This window comes from Salmonella bongori NCTC 12419 (assembly GCF_000252995.1).
In the GTDB taxonomy this organism is placed as follows: Bacteria; Pseudomonadota; Gammaproteobacteria; order Enterobacterales; family Enterobacteriaceae; genus Salmonella; species Salmonella bongori.
The window spans coordinates 2,523,486-2,542,059 of the sequence record NC_015761.1; the positions used below are offsets into that span (position 1 = coordinate 2,523,486).

Here is an 18,574-nt window from a genome sequence, read left to right on the forward strand (position 1 = left end):
GAAGAGTTGTTAACGTATTAATTCAAAATTAACCGCAGCAACCTGACCTGACTCATCCATTACGACAAGTTGATAACGCCCCGGCGTATTTAATAATAAAGAAAGGCGATGATTTTCACTGTTAACAGGTTCGCCATTCAGAAACCACCAACGGCGCCCCTTACCGCCAGTCGTTGAGACCGGCAGCGTGGCGTTTTCCTGGCCTGGTAATTGCCTGATAACCGCGCCTTCCCTTACGCCTGACACGATTAACGGCGCAGCATCACTGCCCTGTAACGGCGGGCAGTGGGCTGATGCCTCAGGCAACAGGGCGCTACGTCTTTCCGCTGGCGGCAGCCAGAGCTCCAGCGGTTGCGGCCACACGATAAAAGTCTGCTCCCGCGCCTGCGGGCAGTCGGCAGCGACTCGCTGTCCTGTATCATCCAGCCAGACCGGGAAGCGAATACCGTTTATGCCTTCCTGCTCAGGCAACAGTAAGGTGGGCGGCTGACTGTCGTCCAGTAGCCAGGTCGTCAGCCGACGGCGACAATTGCTGTCGCCAGCGGGCAATGATTGTCCGCCCGGCCAACAAATCACGCCGCGGCTTACCGCTTGCGGACGCGGATCTTCCGGTAGGCGTCCCGTGTGCGCCAGCAGCAGGTTATTAACCTGGTTAAGCAGTGGTACCGCGCTGGCAAAACCAAACTGCCCCACAACGGGTGTGCCATCGGGTCTGCCTGTCCAGATACCGATAATATAGCGCGCGTTAACGCCAATGGCCCACGCATCACGATAGCCGTAGCTGGTGCCAGTTTTCCACGCCAGCGGCACAATGCGCGGCAATGCGTTATCCGGTAAGGGTTGCGCTTCATCCGCCATAATTCGTCGAATGATCCATGCAGCCCCCGGCGACATTAAGGGTCTTTCCAGGAGTGGATCACGCGGCTGCAAGCGCAATTTCGCCGCTTTTCCATGACGAGCGAATGCACTGTACGCCGCCACCATATCATCAAGTCGCGCGCCCGCGCCGCCCAGTATTAGCGAAAGATTCGGCGCCGCCCCAGCAGGCAAATATAGCGGCAGACCGATATTACGTAGTTTCGCCGCAAACCGTTTCGGCCCATAGGCTTCGAGTACCTGAACAGCAGGCAAATTCAGCGAGCGTACCAGCGCATCGCTCATGCTAACCGGCCCATGAAATCCGCTGTCGAAGTTTCCCGGACGATAATCTCCGGTACGGCGTGGAACATCCTGTAATAATGATGCGGGGTGGATCAGAGCGTCATCCAGCGCCAGGCCGTAAACAAATGGCTTGAGTACCGATCCCGGCGATCGGATCGCTGTTACCATATCGACATGGCCAAAACGGCTGTCGTCAATAAGGTCTACCGATCCTACCCAACCACGCACGCTCATGTCGGTATGATCGACCACGATCATTGCCAGAGAACTGCGTGCAGGTAACCGACCTTTCCACGTCCGCGCCAGATCTTCCAACCGGCGCTGCAACCCGGCGTCCAGCGTGGTCATAATCTTGTCGTTCTGGCTTTTCCCCAGCATCATGCGGGAAAAAAGCGGCGCCAGTTGCGGCATTTGACGGGGTGCCAGCCAGACCGGTTCTTCACGCGACTCGCGTACCGTTTCTGCAGACCAGACTCCCTGCGCCGCCATCCGATCCAGCACTTTATTTCGTGCCGCTTCGGCTCTTGCTGGCCAGCGGTCAGGGCGTAACCGGCTTGGCGCCTGCGGTAACACGGCCAGTAACGCCGCGTCAGCGTAGCTGAGGTGCGCTGGCGGCTTGCCGAAGTAGGCCCAGCTTGCGGCGCCAATGCCTTGTAGCGTGCCGCCGAACGGCGCGCGGTTAAGGTACAGAGTCAGGATATCGCGCTTTGACAAGTGCCATTCAAGCTGGAGGGCGCGCCATAGCTGGCGAACTTTGCCGCCGAAGGTGCGTGGATGCGGGTCCAGCAATCTCGCCACCTGCATGGTCAGCGTACTGCCGCCGGAAATGATGCGTCCGGCGGTGAGATCCTGCCATGCCGCGCGTGCAACGGAAAAAGGATTCACGCCGGGGTGTTTCCAGAACCAGCGATCCTCGTAATTGATCAACGCCTCAAGGTAACGGGGAGAGACTTCGTCAATCGTGACCGGATAACGCCAGATCCCCCCGGCGTCGGCAAAGCGCCAGAGCGGTGTACCGTCATGGGCTACCACCACCCGCGCCGGATTGACCTCATTGAGCGGCAGCGGCCAGAGGTTATCCGCTGCCCATAGCGCCAGAATAATAAAAAAGGGCGCAACCGCCAGCCACAGCCAGCGGCCACGTTGACCACGGGGACCGTTCATTTACGGCGTCACAATCAATAGCCCCTCGCTCGCGCCAGTCGCCCGCCACTGCGGAACGTACATCGACTCCACCTGAGGCTGCGAAAGCTGATACGTTCCCGGCGTTACCGCGCGCGCCAGGTAGACCAGCGTAACGGGCTGGCCTTCATTGACGGCGACGGCAGCTACAAAGCGATCGTCGCGGAATTCTATATGCTGAATATCCGCCTGCTGCATCTGATTAAGCAGATTTTGTACTTCGCTACCGCTTTCCGACAGGCTGGCGCTGCTGTCAGCCAGATTTTGATTTTCCAGCTCCAGCCCGGCAGGGAGTAGATCGACCACCAGCGCATCCGGTACATTACGATCGGCCAGCACCGTTAACCAGACCAGCACCAGATCGCCGCTATGCAACGAGGAGAGCGATTTGCGTTGTCCATCAGTCCCCAGTATTTGTCGTTCAATCTGCAAAACGTTGCTGGCAGGCTCAGGCGCGGAGGATGGATAACCGCTGCTATCCAGACGCAGCCATAGCGGCTGGCTGCCAGAGTTCGTCACCGTAAGGGCGGCCAGTTGGTCAGCATCCAGATTACGGGTGAGCGCCTTGTCGCCCGATAACGGCTGCGCCGCAAACGATGTCTGCGCCTGCCAGGCCCCCGCGCTGGCCTGTAGCGAATGCGCGGCGAGGAACAAAGCATTATTTTCCTGGGTGGAGAGCCAACGCTGACCGAAGGCCTGTTCGGAAAGCGAGCTTAATAGCGCGTTTTGCGCGTCCGGCCTGAGGTTATTCTCTTCCAGCAGCGATAGCATGAGGGCATTATCGCGTAAGGCGCTGCCGTAATCCGCCGTCCATTGACGCTCGTCCTGACGGGGCGTGTTCAGGGCCTGAGTGATGGCCTCTTCGCCACGCCTGGCGTCTCCCGACATTTTTAACGCAATACCCAATTGCATCAGCGGCAATCCTGATGCAGCCTGGCGATGTCGTTCCCAGATTTCACGCAGCGCGCCGAGCGGAGCTTTCTGCTGGCGCGCCAGCACCAGAGCGGCGTATGTCTGCGCGGCAAATTTACCGGCTTGTGTATTATCGCTATAACGAATCAACATCATGCCGGGATCTTGCAGATAACGCAGCAGTCGCGCATTACCCTCGTTAATCGCCTCCGGCGGAACACTGTACCCCTGTTCGCCCGCGCGAATCAGGAAATCCATCGCGTAGGCTGTCAGCCAATACTCTTCCGGCCCATTTTTATCCCATAGCGCAAAACCGCCGTCATCACGCTGCATCTGCAGTATCCGGGAAATGCCGATATCCACCGCGGCGCGACGTTTTTCATCGCTATCGCCGACAATTCCGAGCGTCTGCAACTGGGCTGCGTTGGTATAAAGCGCCGGGAATAATCCACTGACAGTTTGTTCCAGGCATCCGTACGGATACGCTTTCAGCTCGCGAATATAGCGCGCCAGATTTAATGGCGGTTTTCCACTCAACAACAGTTGTCCCTGTAGTGTGGCAGGCGAGAGGTTTGCCAGATGCTGCGCTGGCGCACGCCAGCTCTCTCCCGGCGCCAGCGCAACGCCGCTATTCACCGTTTGGGCAGGCCAGGCCGGACGCACGCCGATTTTCCACTGTTTATGCTGCGCGGCGAACGTTTCTCCTGGCAAATTCAGACCGGTAATGGTCGCCTGAAGTTCGCCTTCACCAAAACCGTCCAGCGCACGTACCGGAACAAATAACGTGGTGCGCACACCCGGCGCCAGCTTAACCGGCTGCGGCTGTTGGCTCAGCAGTTCCAACAGTCCACTGGCGGCGAGTGTAATATTGAGCGTCTGTGGACGATCGGTGAGGTTGGTGACGTCAAGAACCAGTCGCGAAACATCGCCTCCCGCCAGAAAACGCGGCATATTCAGCTCAGCAATCACCGGCGCGGCGACAACCACCTTGCTTTCACCGCTACCAAAATCTTCCGCTGTCCAGGCCTGCGCCATAACCCGTAGCTCACCGTTAAAGTCGCCAATCGGCAGCGTTACGACACCCTCGCCCTGGTCATTAAGTGTAACCGGTTGCGCCTGCTGCGCGATGATATTGATATGGTTTACCGGCGGTTTTCCACCGCGCTTAAGCGCGTCGCCGTCACCGCCAAAACGTAACGCCGCCAGACGGCCCTGCCCTTCAATGACCTGACCGTAAATATCATAGATATCCGCGCCATAACGTTTTTGTCCAAAGAATGCCTGCCACGGGTCCGGCGTGGCATAATCAGTGATATTTAATACGCCGCTATCGACTGCGGAGACCAGGACATTGATCTGTTTTGGCATGTCGCCGTGGTTAGCCCGGGCCTTCACCCTGACAGTGAGAGGCTGATTCGGACGCATTTTTGCCGGACTTTCCAGCGCCAGATCCAGACGGCGGTTTTCATCCCCCAGCGGTAGGTGCAGCAGCCCGACAGCGCGTTTTGGCGTCGCGGAACGGGATTTATCGCCAGGACGCACCACCAGCGCGCTGAGATAAAGATCGTGGCGATTCCAGGTTTTACCCACCGGAATCGTGAGATCCAGCCCCTGCGCCGGCACATCGATCTCCTGCCACCAGAGCGGACCATCGCTCGACTCCACCATGGCATAGCCTTTCCCGGCGACCGGCGCGGCGATATGCAATTTCATGGTGTCGCCTGGACGATAATTCGGTTTATCCAGTTTAAGGGTGACGCGATCCGGACGCACTGCGCCGCTACCGTCGCTGTTATCCTGCCAACGGTATCCCGCCCAGAAACGGACGCTGCTGACCGTCTCATTCGGCGCTTTGACCTCCAGACGGTAAGCGCCCCATTCCACCGGGAAGCTTATTTTGCCGATTTCATCCGCGTTCAGATCCAGCGTCTGTTCACCTTCCACCAGATCTTTTTGATCAAATTGCGATTGCCAACCCTCACTTTCTGACCAGTTCCAGTAATAGTCACGACGCTCGCGGATAAGCCGCACCTGCAGGCCGGACACCGCTTTTTTCTCGCCCTGCGCATTGATATAAATAATATCAAACGCAGCATTGCTGTCTTCGTCGACAATCGGTTGGTTGACGGTGGTGTCCGTACGGTAGTCGTATACCGCTTTAGCGGCAAATTGTGGACGGATCCCCGGTAAAGTATCGGCAGGCCAAATCGCCTGTTCTACGCGGCGGGTGACCGGGCGACCGCCAGATTCCAGCAGGCTGGCCTGTAAAATTACCTGCAACGGCGAATGCGTTTCCGACCATTGGCTTGCGGCGCTCACTTCACCACGTCCGCTTTTATCCAGCGTAAGCTGAACTTCATCCAGACTGCGTGAAAGGTTCTCTTCGGCAATATTGCCAAACTGGAAGCCTGGTAACGTCGCGACAGCATCGCGCAGCGGGCGCAGGAAAAGCTGCCCTTGAAGGGTATTGCCGTTAGCTGGCGCGCCATACAGGTAATAACCGACCACAGAGAATTTCACCGCATCCGCAGGCGTTAGCGGCGTTTTTTGCGCCGTCAGGTTGAGCGCCATCCGCTCCGGCATAAAATCTTCAACATGGAAATCCCACGTCCGCAGCACGTTATCGCCGGTATTGGCGCGGACATGCCACAAACCGGTCGGCGCGCTGCTATCCAGTGGATAATTCAAACGGTATAGCCCGTTTTCCGGCTGGCTGACGATGGTCCGCATCACTTGTCCATCTGGTTTTATCACCTCCAGCTTAACGGGCTGATCGGGCAGCGTTTTACCGTCGCTATCACGCAGTAATCCGTTAAGGATTACCGTTTCGCCGGGTCGGTAGAGATCACGCGGGCCGAACATAAAGAACTGTTTGCTATAACCCGGCGCGCCAGCGATATTAAATTCCGAAAGATCCAGCGCCGGAAGTTTGAGATCGAGCAGCGTAGTCTGCCCCTCTTTTCGCGCCAGTAATAACGCTGCCGCTTTATCCGTCTCCAGTTGCACATGGCCCTGAGCATCGCTTGTCGCTTGCGCCAGCGTCTGCCCTTTATCATTCAGAAGAACGATCTCAATTCCCGACTGCGCTGCGCCGTTTTCCAGACTTTGCGTAAAAACGTCCAGCCGGTTATGGTAGCGATGCGCCGACACACCGATATCACTAAGCGTAAACAGCGTGGCGGCATTGCTATAATTGTAGTGTCCGGCCTGATTCATTACCGCCACGTATACGCCCGCCTGTTGCAGCGGTTTAATCTTGCTGAGTGGTAACAGCAATTTCTCACGCGTATTGCGCGCCGGATTAAGATCAAAACGCCCGGTATAGACCAGATCCGCCATTTTCAGCAGATTGTCGGATTCCCAGTTAGACAGCGAGCTACGGTACTCCCACTGACTGACGAATGCCGCCAGCGATTCAGGTTTTACGCGAAAGAAGTTCACATCGACATGGTTGACGTTGAGCGCCATGATCGGCAGTCCTTCCACCATTTTTCCCGGCAACAGCGATCCCCGACTGGCAAAACCGACGCCTGGCTGAACATCACGTGTGGTAATCGTTTTTTCATATGGCTTACCAAAAGTGGCGTTATTCAGCGCCTTAATGCCGGGATCTACCGTGACTACCAGTACGCGCTCAGGTTCCAGATGACGTAACCTAAGCTCTTTTAAATTTGGCGCCAGTTCCCATGCACCGTCAACGCTGCCGCTTTTCTTATCGACAACATGAACTACACGGGAGAAATCTTGTTCGGGATCTAACGGAATAGAGAACGTCAGCACCAGCGTCGCCGCACCGTCGAGTTGCGCTTCGGAAGCGTCTAATAGCGTGAGCGCTTTCCCCTGGCTTTGCTGCGCCAGCTTTTGCAGCTGTACCGGATCTTGTGCCTGTGAGGTTTGCGCCGCGGCTGGCGCCTCATTTCTTGTCGTCGGGGCGGTTTTATCGTTGTTATCGCATCCCGCCAGCGCCAGCATGATCATGCAGGCCACTACGCGTAAATGTTTCATCTTTCATCCCTGGCCTTAATGGCCTGTCAGCAACCGTTGATGAGATATTATGCGCGAGAAATTTTATTGTGTAAGTCCGTATTGCAACTATGAAGAGAGATTTTTGCGCAGAAACGTGGGGTCACCAGCCAAATTAGTCTCCTTGACTTGTTCCTTTTCGGGAAACATCCGACAATTTGACCATAATCTGGTAACAATGGAGATCCCCATGACCACCGCCTTTTTTGTCGCCACCGACTGGCTTGCCGAACATATTGATGATCCGGAAATACAGATTCTTGATGCCCGTATGGCGCCTCCAGGACAGGAAGATCGTGATATGGCAGGCGAATATCGCGCCGGGCATATTCCCGGCGCTCTGTTTTTTGATATTGAAGCGCTTTCCGATCGCACATCGCCGCTACCGCATATGATGCCGCGCCCGGAAGCGTTTGCAGTGGCCATGCGTGAACTGGGCGTTCGCCAGGACAAACACCTGGTTATATATGATGAAGGCAATTTGTTCTCCGCTCCCCGGGCATGGTGGATGCTACGCACGTTCGGCGCTGAGAATATTTCCATTCTGGCAGGCGGACTGGCTGGCTGGCAGCGCGACGAATGGCTATTGCGCGAAGGCAATGAAGCGCATGAAGAAGGCGAGTTTGAAGCGAAATTCGCGCCGAAAGCCGTGGTACGGCTAACCGATGTATTGCTGGCAAGCCATGAAAAAACCGCGCAGATCGTCGACGCGCGCCCGGCGGCGCGTTTTAACGCGCAGGCTGATGAACCACGTCCGGGACTGAGACGCGGACACATTCCCGGCGCGCTCAACGTACCGTGGACGGAGCTGGTGTATGAGGGCGAATTAAAGACCACTGACGAACTGAATGAGGTTTTTTTCAGCCATGGCGTCAGTTTCGACAGACCCATTATCGCCAGCTGCGGTTCCGGCGTGACGGCTGCGGTGGTGGTGCTGGCGCTCGCCACGCTGGACGTGCCTGACGTCACACTTTACGACGGCGCGTGGAGCGAATGGGGCGCGCGTACTGATTTACTGGTTGAACCCGCTTAATATTTGCCATGCCGGATGGCGCTTACACGTATCCTACAATGCTTTTGTAACGTGCTTCTTGTTTCTGGCACGTTGTGTCTCCACGCAGACAGAAGCTATCAGGATAATTCTGCTCCCGTAACGCTCAACGTCGAGAGCAGGTAAGCCAGGAGGCCGCCCTGTTGGGCGGCTTTCTTTTCTTCAGATGATGCGGTTCTGTTTAAAATCGCGCAGAAACCCACCCCAGCGGCGCTCGTAGAACGGCGTGATATGCTCGGTGATAAAGTGGCTGATACCCTGCTCGCCCTTTCTCACCTGACAAATATCGATCGGTTCGTCACCCGGTAACGTGTCGGTCGCCACGCTGCCCGCCGCGTGAATGATCTCTTCAATATCGCCGTCAGCTTCAATACCAATTAGCAGGTTAGGTTCTGCCTCGGCGCGCTCTTTAATCGAACACAAAAACGCGCGTTTCACCGGTTTGATGGTTTTAAACAGAGTGGTAAGGGAGTCAATCATCTGCGCTGGCGGCTCAGCCACTTCGGATAAAATCAGCGACTCGCCCCCCTCCAGCACTTCCTGTGTATATAACGGGCTGCCTTCCTCACCAAGAAGCAAACGGATTTCACGCGGCATAAACTCTTTGCCGGTCGGCAGCTTAGCGTTGAGGAATAACGTTTCGCCAGGCGTCATTTCAAACAGCGTACGTACCGGCATCACCACAAATGCCTGTTCGTCTTCCACCGCCTGTTGCAGCGCCTCCAAAGAGGTAAAGAAGGGAATAACAGTCGTACCGTCTTCTTTTTCCCAGTGCTGCAAATCCAGCGCGCTGTCTTCCACTATCGCCTCGCCTTCGGCAGCACTGCCCGGCACCCAGACGGTAGACTCCAGTAAGATACGGAAAAATGCCGGACGATGCGCGGGTTCAGTCGCCGCTTTCTCCAACAGGGTTTCTAATTCGTTTTTAGTTTCGGACATAGGCATCACAAATTGATATACGTGTAACATGCAGGCCTGATAAGACACATCCGCGTCACCATCAGGCAAAATGCCGGGTAGCGCTTCGCTTACCCGGACAACAAGAACGCCATTCAGGCGGTCAGCAAATTAGCAATCGTGCGAACACCCAAACCGGTGGCACCAGCAGACCACTGTTCAACCGGCGCTTTGCGATAAGTGGCGGAACAGTCAATGTGCAACCAGCCTTCACGGTAGTTCTCGACAAAGTGCGACAGGAAACCGGCTGCGGTACTTGCCCCGGCAGGATAAGCCGCGCTACCAGTGTTGTTCAGTTCGGCAAAGTTAGAGGGGAGTTGATTACGGTGGAACTCCGCCAGCGGTAGACGCCAGAACGGTTCATTCTCTTGCGCCGCACTTGCCAGCAAACGCGCCGCCAACGCATCGTCAAAACTGAACAAAGCATGGTAGTCGTTACCCAGCGCCGTTTTCGCCGCGCCGGTTAACGTCGCCATGTCAATGATTAGCTGCGGGTGTTGCGCGCTGGCGTCAATCAAACCATCCGCCAGCACCAGCCGACCTTCCGCATCAGTATTCATTACTTCAACATTCTTACCATTACGGTAGTGAATAATATCGCCCAGCTTGAAAGCATTGCCGCTGATCAAATTGTCGGCGCAACACAGGAACAGTTTCACGCGTTTATTCAATCCACGGGTAATAGCAAATGCCAGCGCGCCCGTTACCGTCGCCGCGCCGCCCATATCGGATTTCATCGAGTCCATAAAGGCACTTTGTTTGATGCTGTAACCGCCAGAGTCAAAGGTGATGCCTTTGCCGACCAGACAAGCATAAACAGGCGCTTCTTTGTCGCCCGTCGGGTTGTAATCCAGCGCCAACAGTACCGGCGGACGCTCCGAACCACGGCCTACGGTGTGCAGCCCCATATAATTCTGCTCACGAAGGTCTTCACCTTTGGTGATGCGGTAAGTGACGCTATCGCACGCGACGCTACACAACAGATCCACAGCGCGCTGCGCCAATTGCTCCGGACCAAGCTCTTCCGCCGGGGCGTTAATGGTGTCGCGTACCCAGTCAATAATGGTCAGGCGGTTATCCAGTTCCTGGCGTTGGGCATCATCTAAATCCGGCCACATCACTGTACGGGTGCCTTTTGGCCCTTTGTAACCCGCCCAGAATGCCCAGCAACGCTCGGTATCCCACCCTTCGCCAGCCAGCGCGACGTGTTTTATTCCCAGACCGTCAATTTTACGCGCCGCGCGCTGGATTAACCCCGGATCGTCTTTACCGTTAAGATGCAGGGTAATACCATCGTTATTAATACTGTACGTTGCTGTGTCGCCCCAGCGCGCATCGGCTGGCTGGGTAGACAGGGTAATTTTCATCGCTTCTGTCATTTTATTTATCCTTATTAGCAAACGGGCCGCCGAATGGCAGCCCGTTATTTGACTTACTCTGCCTCATCCAACCAGACTAGCAGAATCGCCTCCAGAATTTTTTCATTGGATGCGTTAGGGTCGTCATCAAAGTCTTCCAGTTCGCAAATCCACTGATGCAGATCGGTGAAACGTACGGTTTTCGGATCGACATCAGGATATGCGTCATATAACGCTTCGCCGATCTCGCGGCTATCGGTCCACTTGAGTCCCATACTACCCTCTGTTAATGCTCGCGAGCATGGTTGATTGTGTAACGTGGAATTTCGATAACCAGATCGTCATCGGTAACGCGAGCCTGGCAGCTCAGGCGGCTTTCCGGCTCCAGCCCCCAGGCTTTATCCAGCATATCGTCTTCTTCTTCCGAGCTTTCCGGCAGGGAGTCGAAGCCTTCACGTACAATACAGTGACAGGTGGTGCAGGCGCATGATTTCTCACAGGCGTGTTCAATCTCGATCCCGTTGCGCAGAGCAACGTCAAGAATGGTTTCGCCGGTCTCAGCTTCCAGAACTGCGCCATCCGGACAAAGATCCTGATGAGGCAGAATAACAATCTTCGGCATGTTAAACCTCGTCTACGGAATGGCCTTTCAGCGCGCGACGAACCGACTGGTCCATGCGGCGAGCGGCAAATTCCTGGGTTTGTTTATCTACGTTTTTAATCGCTTGTTCTATGGCGTCAACATCATCACCCTGCGCAACCGCGTTCAAATGTGCGGTGGCATCATCAATGCATTGACGTTCTGCGGCGCTTAACAGCGCGGCGTCAGCAGCCAGCGCGCCGGCCAAACTTTCCAGCACGCGCGCAGCTTCGACTTTTTGCTCCGCCAGCATACGTGCTTTCACGTCCTGCTCGGCAAAACTCATGGAATCCTTGATCATCGAGGCGATTTCGCTATCGGTCAGGCCATAGGAAGGCTTAACCTGTATGGAGGCCTCAACACCGGTGGATTTCTCCATGGCGGTAACGCTCAACAGGCCGTCGGCATCCACCTGGAAGGTCACGCGAATATGCGCCCCGCCAGCTGGCAGCGCCGGAATACCGCGCAACGCAAAGCGCGCCAGAGAGCGGCAGTCCTGCACCAGTTCGCGTTCGCCCTGCATTACATGGATAGACATCGCGGTCTGGCCATCTTTGAAGGTGGTGAAATCCTGCGCGCGAGCCACCGGGATGGTAGTGTTGCGCGGAATGACTTTTTCCACCAGCCCACCCATCGTCTCCAGCCCAAGAGAGAGCGGAATCACGTCCAGCAGCAGCATTTCGCTGTCCGGCTTGTTGCCAACCAGAATATCGGCCTGAATGGCCGCACCGATGGCGACCACTTTATCCGGGTCAATGGCGGTTAGCGGCGTGCGACGAAAAAATTCGCCCACGCGCTCACGCACCAGCGGCACACGGGTCGAACCGCCAACCATGACCACTTCCAGAACCTCCTGCGCCTCAACGCCCGCATCTTTCAAAGCGCGGCGGCAGGCCAGCAGCGTACGCTTAACCAGCGCGGAGATCAGTTCGTTAAACTGGTCGCGGGTAATTTCCCCCTGCCAGCCTGCAACATTGACGTTGACCACATCGACATCACTTAGCGCAATTTTTGCCGCGATCGCCGCATCCAGCAGCTCGCGCTGAACGCGATTATCGCTACGATCGGCAATCCCCGCCTGCTCACGAATGTAGTCCGCCAGCAGATGGTCGAAGTCATCGCCGCCCAGCGCGGAATCGCCCCCCGTCGCCAGCACTTCAAAAACGCCACGGCTGAGACGTAAAATCGAAATATCGAAAGTACCGCCGCCAAGGTCATACACCGCAATAATGCCTTCCTGACCTGAGTCCAGGCCATAAGCAATGGCGGCTGCGGTAGGCTCATTGAGCAGACGCAGCACATGCAGCCCGGCCAGTCGCGCGGCGTCTTTCGTCCCCTGACGCTGGGCATCATCGAAATAGGCGGGAACGGTAATGACCACGCCATCCAGTTCGCCGGACAGCGATTCGCTCGCCCGCGCCGCCAGCGCCTTCAGAATATCCGCAGAAACGCGCACCGGATTGAGTAACCCTGCTGCCGTTTCAATCATCGGCAGTCCATTAACGCTTGCTTTAAACTGGTAAGGTAAATGCGGATAACGCGCCTGGATATCCGCCAACGAGCGTCCCATCATGCGTTTCACAGAGCTGATCGTGTTGGCGGTATCCTGCGCGGCATTGTCACGCGCAGCATAACCGACCATGTGGCCCTGCGGTTGATAGTGAACGACTGACGGCAACAGGTGACGCCCTTCGTGGTCAGGCAGCGTTTCCGCCTGGCCGCTGCGAACCGTCGCAACCAGTGAGTTGGTAGTGCCTAAGTCGATGCCCACCGCCAGACGGCGCTGATGCGGCGCAGCGCTCAGACCAGGCTCACTAATTTGTAATAAGGCCATGTTAGATTCCAGTTAAAAATCGAGCAGCTTTTCTTCGAGTTGTTCTGCACTGCTTCGCAGTTTATCGAGAAACCGCAGTTTGCGCACCGTATCGGCCGCCGCGTCCCAGGCCGCGTTGTCCAGTTGCTCCACCATCTGCTGATGGCGAGTATCAAACATCTTACGCACACGTTGGATAAAGCTTTCCAGGCGTACGTCGTCCTTTGTCTGTTCGATATCGTCCAGCTCTTCGCGAAGCGTAAGCTGCTCCATCAGAAACGCAGTGTCGCGCACCGTATGCTGCTCACTGGCCAAATCGAACCCGTGTAAGGAAAGCAGATATTCTGCACGTAATAACGGATGGCGCAACGTCTGCCAGGCCTGGTTGATCGTGGCGGATTGCTGGACAGCGGCAAGCTGCTGCGCCTGAGTGCCGCTGGCGAATTTATCAGGGTGATACTGGCGTTGCAGATCCTGAAAACGGAGGCTCAGCGCCTGCGTATCAAGTTGATAACGGGCCGGTAAGCCAAAGAGGGTGAAGTAATCCATAACATTCTCAGGAGTAGCCTGTCAAAACAAACCCCACACGCAGGCGACCACGGTGGGGTTATACCTTCTTACTTCGCGCCGCAGAGACGTGGTCTGCGCTGGCTCCCCCGGTCACTTACTTAAATAAGCGCCAGGGGACTCACTCGCTTGCCATCTTTCTGCACCACGAATTACCTGGTATAACAGCGGAACACGGTTACACGTGGAAGCTTTCGCCGCAACCACACTCATCTTTCACATTCGGGTTGGAGAACTTAAACCCTTCGTTCAGGCCTTCTTTTACGAAGTCCAGTTGTGTACCGTCCAGAAATTGCAGACTCTTGCCGTCAACCACTACCTTAACGCCTTTGTCTTCAAACACGGTGTCTTCCGCCGTCGGTTCGTCAACAAATTCCAGTACATATGCCATACCTGAACAGCCGGAGGTTCTCACGCCCAGACGCAGACCAAACCCTTTACCACGGTTGGCCAGGAAGGTATTGACTCGCGCTGCTGCACTGTCGCTAAGTGTAATCGACATAACAAAACCTCAAATTTAACGTTCTATTTTATTTCGCTTCGCGTTTGCTTTTGTAATCTGCAATAGCGGCTTTAATCGCGTCTTCCGCCAGAATCGAGCAGTGGATTTTCACCGGCGGCAGCTCAAGTTCATCTGCGATGTCGGTGTTTTTAATCGCCTGCGCTTCATCCAGCGATTTTCCTTTCACCCACTCCGTGACCAGAGAGCTGGAAGCGATGGCGGAGCCGCAACCGTAAGTCTTGAAGCGCGCGTCCTCAATGATACCTTCATCATTCACTTTAATCTGCAACTTCATGACGTCACCGCAGGCTGGGGCGCCAACCATGCCGCTTCCCACGTTATCGTCGTTATTGTCAAACGACCCTACGTTACGCGGATTCTCATAGTGATCGATTACTTTTTCGCTGTAAGCCATTATAAATTCTCCTGATTCCGATACCGATTAATGATGAGCCCATTCGATGCTGTTCAGATCCACGCCCTGCTTGTACATTTCCCACAGCGGAGAAAGGTCACGCAGACGACCAATGGATTTACGCACCAGCTCAATGGTGTAGTCGATCTCTTCTTCAGTGGTAAAACGACCTAAAGAGAAACGGATAGAGCTATGTGCCAGCTCGTCATTCATGCCCAGCGCGCGCAGCACGTAGGACGGTTCCAGACTGGCGGAGGTACAGGCAGATCCGGAAGAGACCGCCAGGTCTTTCAGCGCCATAATCAGCGACTCGCCTTCAACGTAGTTAAAGCTCACGTTGAGAATATTTGGCGCGCCCTGCTCAAGGTCGCCGTTCAGGTAAACTTCTTCGATATCCTTGATGCCGTTCCACAAACGATTACGCAGACCGCGCAGACGAGCCATTTCGGTCTCCATCTCTTCCTTCGCGATACGATAAGCTTCGCCCATGCCAACGATCTGGTGAACGGGCAGCGTACCAGAACGCATACCGCGTTCGTGACCGCCGCCGTGCATCTGCGCTTCAATACGAATACGCGGCTTACGACGCACATACAGCGCACCGATGCCTTTCGGGCCGTAAATTTTATGACCGGAAAAAGACATCAGATCCACTTTCAACTGGCTCAGGTCGATAGGCAGTTTCCCCACGCTCTGGGTGGCGTCAACGTGGTAGATGATACCGCGCGCGCGGCACATTTCGCCGATGGTCGCGATGTCCTGCACCACGCCAATCTCGTTATTCACGTGCATAATAGAAACGAGAATGGTGTCATCACGCATCGCCGCTTCAAGTTCGTTAAGATCGATAATCCCGTTACGTTGCGGCGCCAGGTAGGTCACTTCAAACCCTTCGCGCTCTAACTGACGGCAGGTGTCCAGTACCGCTTTGTGTTCGGTCTTGCTGGTGATGATGTGCTTGCCTTTTTTCTGATAAAAGTTGGCTGCGCCTTTAATCGCCAGGTTGTCGGACTCCGTCGCGCCGGACGTAAAAACGATTTCACGCGGGTCGGCGCCAACCAGCTCAGCTATCTGGTTACGGGCGATATCGACCGCTTCCTCAGCCTGCCAGCCGAAACGGTGTGAACGAGACGCCGGGTTCCCAAAGGTTCCGTCCAGGGTCAGAAACTGCATCATTTTCTCGGCAACACGCGGGTCCACCGGCGTGGTTGCGGAGTAGTCGAGATAAATCGGTAATTTCATTGCTCTTAAACTCCGTACATCACTCAATGCAAGGAATCAGGCAACCGGCTGGATGTACGACCGTGTTGACGGGACGTCCACGTCCCGGCCTGATTCTGAATTCTTTTTTACGCTTCCTCCTTCCGACGCTCTGTGTATTAACCGCATGAGGCTGCCAGAAGAAACGGCGTACTATTTTAATTAAGCGCGTAATTTAACGTCGATAGCGTCCTGCGTACGGCCATTGGCGCGTGGCGCATCATGCGTATGCTGACGGCCAGAGACATCCAGAACTTCCTGGTTATTCACCAACTCGCCTAACGTAATATTGTTGAGGAATCCGGTCAGACGATCGCTTAAATCACGCCACAGCGCATGGGTCAGGCACTTATCACCGCCCTGACACCCACCTTTTCCCTGGCAACGGGTCGCGTCAACGGATTCATCAACCGCGCTGATCACCTCGCCGACCGCGATACTACCGGCATCTTTGCCGAGCAGATAACCGCCGCCTGGCCCGCGTACACTGGAAACCAGACCGTTTTTACGTAAGCGAGAAAACAGCTGTTCCAGATAAGAAAGGGAAATACCCTGACGTTCAGAAATATCAGCCAACGGTACCGGGCCCGCTTCGGAGTTGAGCGCAACGTCCAACATTGCGGTCACGGCATAACGCCCTTTAGATGTCAGTCTCATGTCTTACTTAACCTCAAACTCGCCCCTGCCCGGGGTTTTTTATTGTAAATAGGGATGTTGCATAGCAGGGATAAGTCTGACATTCCTGAGTAATTTGGTCAACTATTTACTTGACTGTTTTAGTCAGGTATTTGACGTTCAGTGCCATTTTTGTTTTACCGGATAACGCTTCGCTTATGGGCCTACAATGAGCGCTATCAGTCATCACATTGACTACTTTCCTTTATTCTGCTGCTCAATCGACGCCAGCATTCCACGCAGAATATTCAACTCCTGGCTTTCCGGGCGCGCGCGCGTAAACAGGCGGCGTAATTTATTCATCACCTGCCCCGGATGGTTTTCGCGAATAAAACCGGTAGAGAGTAACGTTTGCTCCAGATGCCCATAAAAACGCTCCAGATCATCTACCAGCGGATATGGCGTCTCTTCATGCGCCGCCGCGTCGCCATTTTCCTGCGCGGCAAGCCAGGCCATACGAACTTCATATGCGATGACCTGTACCGCCATCGCCAGATTCAACGAACTGTATTCCGGATTAGCGGCGATGGCGACGTGATAATGGCATTTTTGCAACTCGTCATTAGTCAACCCGACACGCTCACGGCCAAAAACTAAGGCGACTGGCGTATTTGCCGCTTCTGCCACGCTTTTTAAACCGCACTCGCGCGGATCAAGCATTGGCCACGGCAGAGTACGGGAACGCGCGCTGGTACCAACCACCAGGCTACAGCCAGCCAGTGCCTCGTCGAGTGTATCGACGATCTGCGCGTTTCCAATCACATCGCTGGCGCCCGCCGCCAAAGCAATGGCCTGAGAGTCCGGTTTCACCAGCGGGTTCACCAGCCACAGATTGGTTAAGCCCATGGTTTTCATGGCCCGGGCCACCGAGCCCATATTGCCGGTGTGAGAAGTTTCTACCAGCACAATTCGAATGTTTTGCAGCATTGTCTTTCTTCAGCTAAAGATTATTCAGACATCTTACCATAAAACCAAGACAGATTCCGATCTCGCTGCTATACTCTGCGCCGTTTTCCCGTTCTTTAACATCCAGTGAGAGAGACCGATGCATCCGATGCTGACCATCGCCGTGCGCGCAGCGCGCAAGGCGGGTAATGTAATTGCCAAAAACTATGAAACTCCGGACGCTGTTGAAGCGAGCCAAAAAGGCAGTAACGATTTTGTGACTAACGTAGATAAAGCCGCTGAAGCGGTGATTATCGACACGATTCGTAAATCTTACCCGCAACATACTATTATCACCGAAGAAAGCGGTGAACACGTTGGCACAGATCAGGATGTTCAATGGGTTATCGATCCACTGGATGGCACCACCAATTTCATCAAACGCCTGCCGCACTTTGCAGTATCCATCGCAGTACGTATTAAAGGCCGTACTGAGGTTGCCGTGGTTTACGATCCGATGCGTAACGAACTGTTCACCGCCACCCGCGGTCAGGGCGCACAGTTGAACGGTTACCGCCTGCGCGGCAGCACTGCTCGCGATCTGGACGGTACCATCCTTGCCACCGGTTTCCCGTTTAAAGCCAAACAATACGCGACAACCTACATTAATGTTATCGGCAAACTGTTCACCGAATGCGCCGATTTCCGCCGCACCGGTTCCGCCGCGCTGGATCTGGCGTATGTGGCGGCAGGTCGCGTCGATGGTTTCTTTGAAATTGGCCTGCGTCCGTGGGATTTCGCCGCGGGCGAGCTGCTGGTTCGTGAAGCAGGCGGTATTGTCAGCGATTTTACCGGCGGGCATAACTACATGATGACCGGTAATATCGTGGCGGGTAACCCTCGCGTCGTTAAAGCCATGCTGGCGAACATGCGCGATGAACTGAGCGATGCGCTGAAGCGTTAATGTATGTTGGCGGGTGTGCTTTGCGCATCCGCCCTCCCTCTTTCAGGCCAAATGCCGAGACCGACGTCCACCGTTTGACTTCCCTCTGACACTTTCGCACTCGCCTCTCCGCGCTTTATTGCAGCACGCCCACTCCCGGTGAATACCTATAAACCTTTCCTGACAGGAGAGTGAAACAGGGAATGGCTTCGCCCTGGCGCTAAAACTAA

At 55.2% G+C, this 18,574-nt stretch carries 16 protein-coding genes; 3 read left to right on the forward strand and 13 right to left on the reverse strand.

Features of this window, described 5'->3' with window-relative positions; all coding sequences use genetic code 11:
• Positions 1–9 precede the first annotated feature (9 nt).
• Both pbpC and SBG_RS11880 read right to left on the reverse strand, forming a co-directional pair.
• A complete protein-coding gene (gene pbpC / locus SBG_RS11875) occupies positions 10–2,325 on the reverse strand; it encodes a peptidoglycan glycosyltransferase PbpC (protein WP_001014236.1) in 2,316 nt (771 codons plus the stop codon).
• Complete coding sequence (locus tag SBG_RS11880; protein WP_000681891.1) at positions 2,326–7,260, reverse strand: alpha-2-macroglobulin family protein; 4,935 nt, start codon at positions 7,258–7,260, stop codon at positions 2,326–2,328. It lies immediately after the preceding gene.
• A 208-nt stretch (positions 7,261–7,468) separates the two neighbouring features.
• On the opposite strand from SBG_RS11880, the gene sseA reads away from it, so the two are divergent.
• On the forward strand, positions 7,469–8,311 hold the full coding sequence (sseA, locus tag SBG_RS11885) for a 3-mercaptopyruvate sulfurtransferase (protein WP_000205256.1): 843 nt from the start codon (positions 7,469–7,471) through the stop codon (positions 8,309–8,311).
• A gap of 15 nt (positions 8,312–8,326) precedes the next feature.
• Entirely contained in the window at positions 8,327–8,455 is a 129-nt protein-coding gene (timP, locus tag SBG_RS23475; RefSeq protein WP_370626422.1) for a small toxic inner membrane protein TimP, read from the forward strand.
• Between the two features lie 36 nt (positions 8,456–8,491).
• Here timP and sseB read toward each other — a convergent pair whose 3' ends face one another.
• The 11 genes from sseB to trmJ all read right to left on the reverse strand — a co-directional run bounded on the left by sseB (position 8,492) and on the right by trmJ (position 17,443).
• A complete protein-coding gene (sseB, locus tag SBG_RS11890; protein ID WP_024135087.1) occupies positions 8,492–9,268 on the reverse strand; it encodes an enhanced serine sensitivity protein SseB in 777 nt (258 codons plus the stop codon).
• A 113-nt stretch (positions 9,269–9,381) separates the two neighbouring features.
• Entirely contained in the window at positions 9,382–10,665 is a 1,284-nt protein-coding gene (pepB, locus tag SBG_RS11895; RefSeq protein ID WP_000133550.1) for an aminopeptidase PepB, read from the reverse strand.
• A gap of 53 nt (positions 10,666–10,718) precedes the next feature.
• Positions 10,719–10,919, reverse strand: coding sequence for a Fe-S cluster assembly protein IscX (gene iscX / locus SBG_RS11900; protein ID WP_000523622.1), 201 nt, complete (start codon positions 10,917–10,919; stop codon positions 10,719–10,721).
• Positions 10,920–10,930: 11 nt separating this feature from the next.
• Positions 10,931–11,266 (reverse strand): ISC system 2Fe-2S type ferredoxin, encoded by a 336-nt coding sequence (fdx, locus tag SBG_RS11905; RefSeq protein ID WP_001124466.1) that lies wholly within the window; start codon positions 11,264–11,266, stop codon positions 10,931–10,933.
• 1 nt (position 11,267) lies between these two features.
• The gene (hscA, locus tag SBG_RS11910) at positions 11,268–13,118 is read right to left on the reverse strand and encodes a Fe-S protein assembly chaperone HscA (RefSeq protein WP_001196675.1); all 1,851 of its coding nucleotides are present in this window, start codon (positions 13,116–13,118) and stop codon (positions 11,268–11,270) included.
• Between the two features lie 12 nt (positions 13,119–13,130).
• Positions 13,131–13,646, reverse strand: coding sequence for a co-chaperone HscB (gene hscB / locus SBG_RS11915; RefSeq protein WP_000384426.1), 516 nt, complete (start codon positions 13,644–13,646; stop codon positions 13,131–13,133).
• 196 nt (positions 13,647–13,842) lie between these two features.
• The gene (iscA, locus tag SBG_RS11920) at positions 13,843–14,166 is read right to left on the reverse strand and encodes an iron-sulfur cluster assembly protein IscA (protein ID WP_000028952.1); all 324 of its coding nucleotides are present in this window, start codon (positions 14,164–14,166) and stop codon (positions 13,843–13,845) included.
• Between the two features lie 28 nt (positions 14,167–14,194).
• Positions 14,195–14,581 carry a Fe-S cluster assembly scaffold IscU gene (iscU, locus tag SBG_RS11925; RefSeq protein WP_000331704.1) on the reverse strand — a complete coding sequence of 129 codons (387 nt, stop codon included), beginning with the start codon at positions 14,579–14,581 and terminating at the stop codon, positions 14,195–14,197.
• Between the two features lie 27 nt (positions 14,582–14,608).
• A complete protein-coding gene (gene iscS, locus SBG_RS11930; protein WP_000775264.1) occupies positions 14,609–15,823 on the reverse strand; it encodes a cysteine desulfurase in 1,215 nt (404 codons plus the stop codon).
• 180 nt (positions 15,824–16,003) lie between these two features.
• Complete coding sequence (gene iscR, locus SBG_RS11935; protein WP_001241344.1) at positions 16,004–16,498, reverse strand: Fe-S cluster assembly transcriptional regulator IscR; 495 nt, start codon at positions 16,496–16,498, stop codon at positions 16,004–16,006.
• 213 nt (positions 16,499–16,711) lie between these two features.
• On the reverse strand, positions 16,712–17,443 hold the full coding sequence (gene trmJ, locus SBG_RS11940; protein WP_000940029.1) for a tRNA (cytosine(32)/uridine(32)-2'-O)-methyltransferase TrmJ: 732 nt from the start codon (positions 17,441–17,443) through the stop codon (positions 16,712–16,714).
• 118 nt (positions 17,444–17,561) lie between these two features.
• Between trmJ and suhB the strand changes: the two genes are divergently transcribed.
• Positions 17,562–18,365 carry an inositol-1-monophosphatase gene (gene suhB / locus SBG_RS11945; RefSeq protein ID WP_000553469.1) on the forward strand — a complete coding sequence of 268 codons (804 nt, stop codon included), beginning with the start codon at positions 17,562–17,564 and terminating at the stop codon, positions 18,363–18,365.
• Positions 18,366–18,574: the final 209 nt, after the last annotated feature.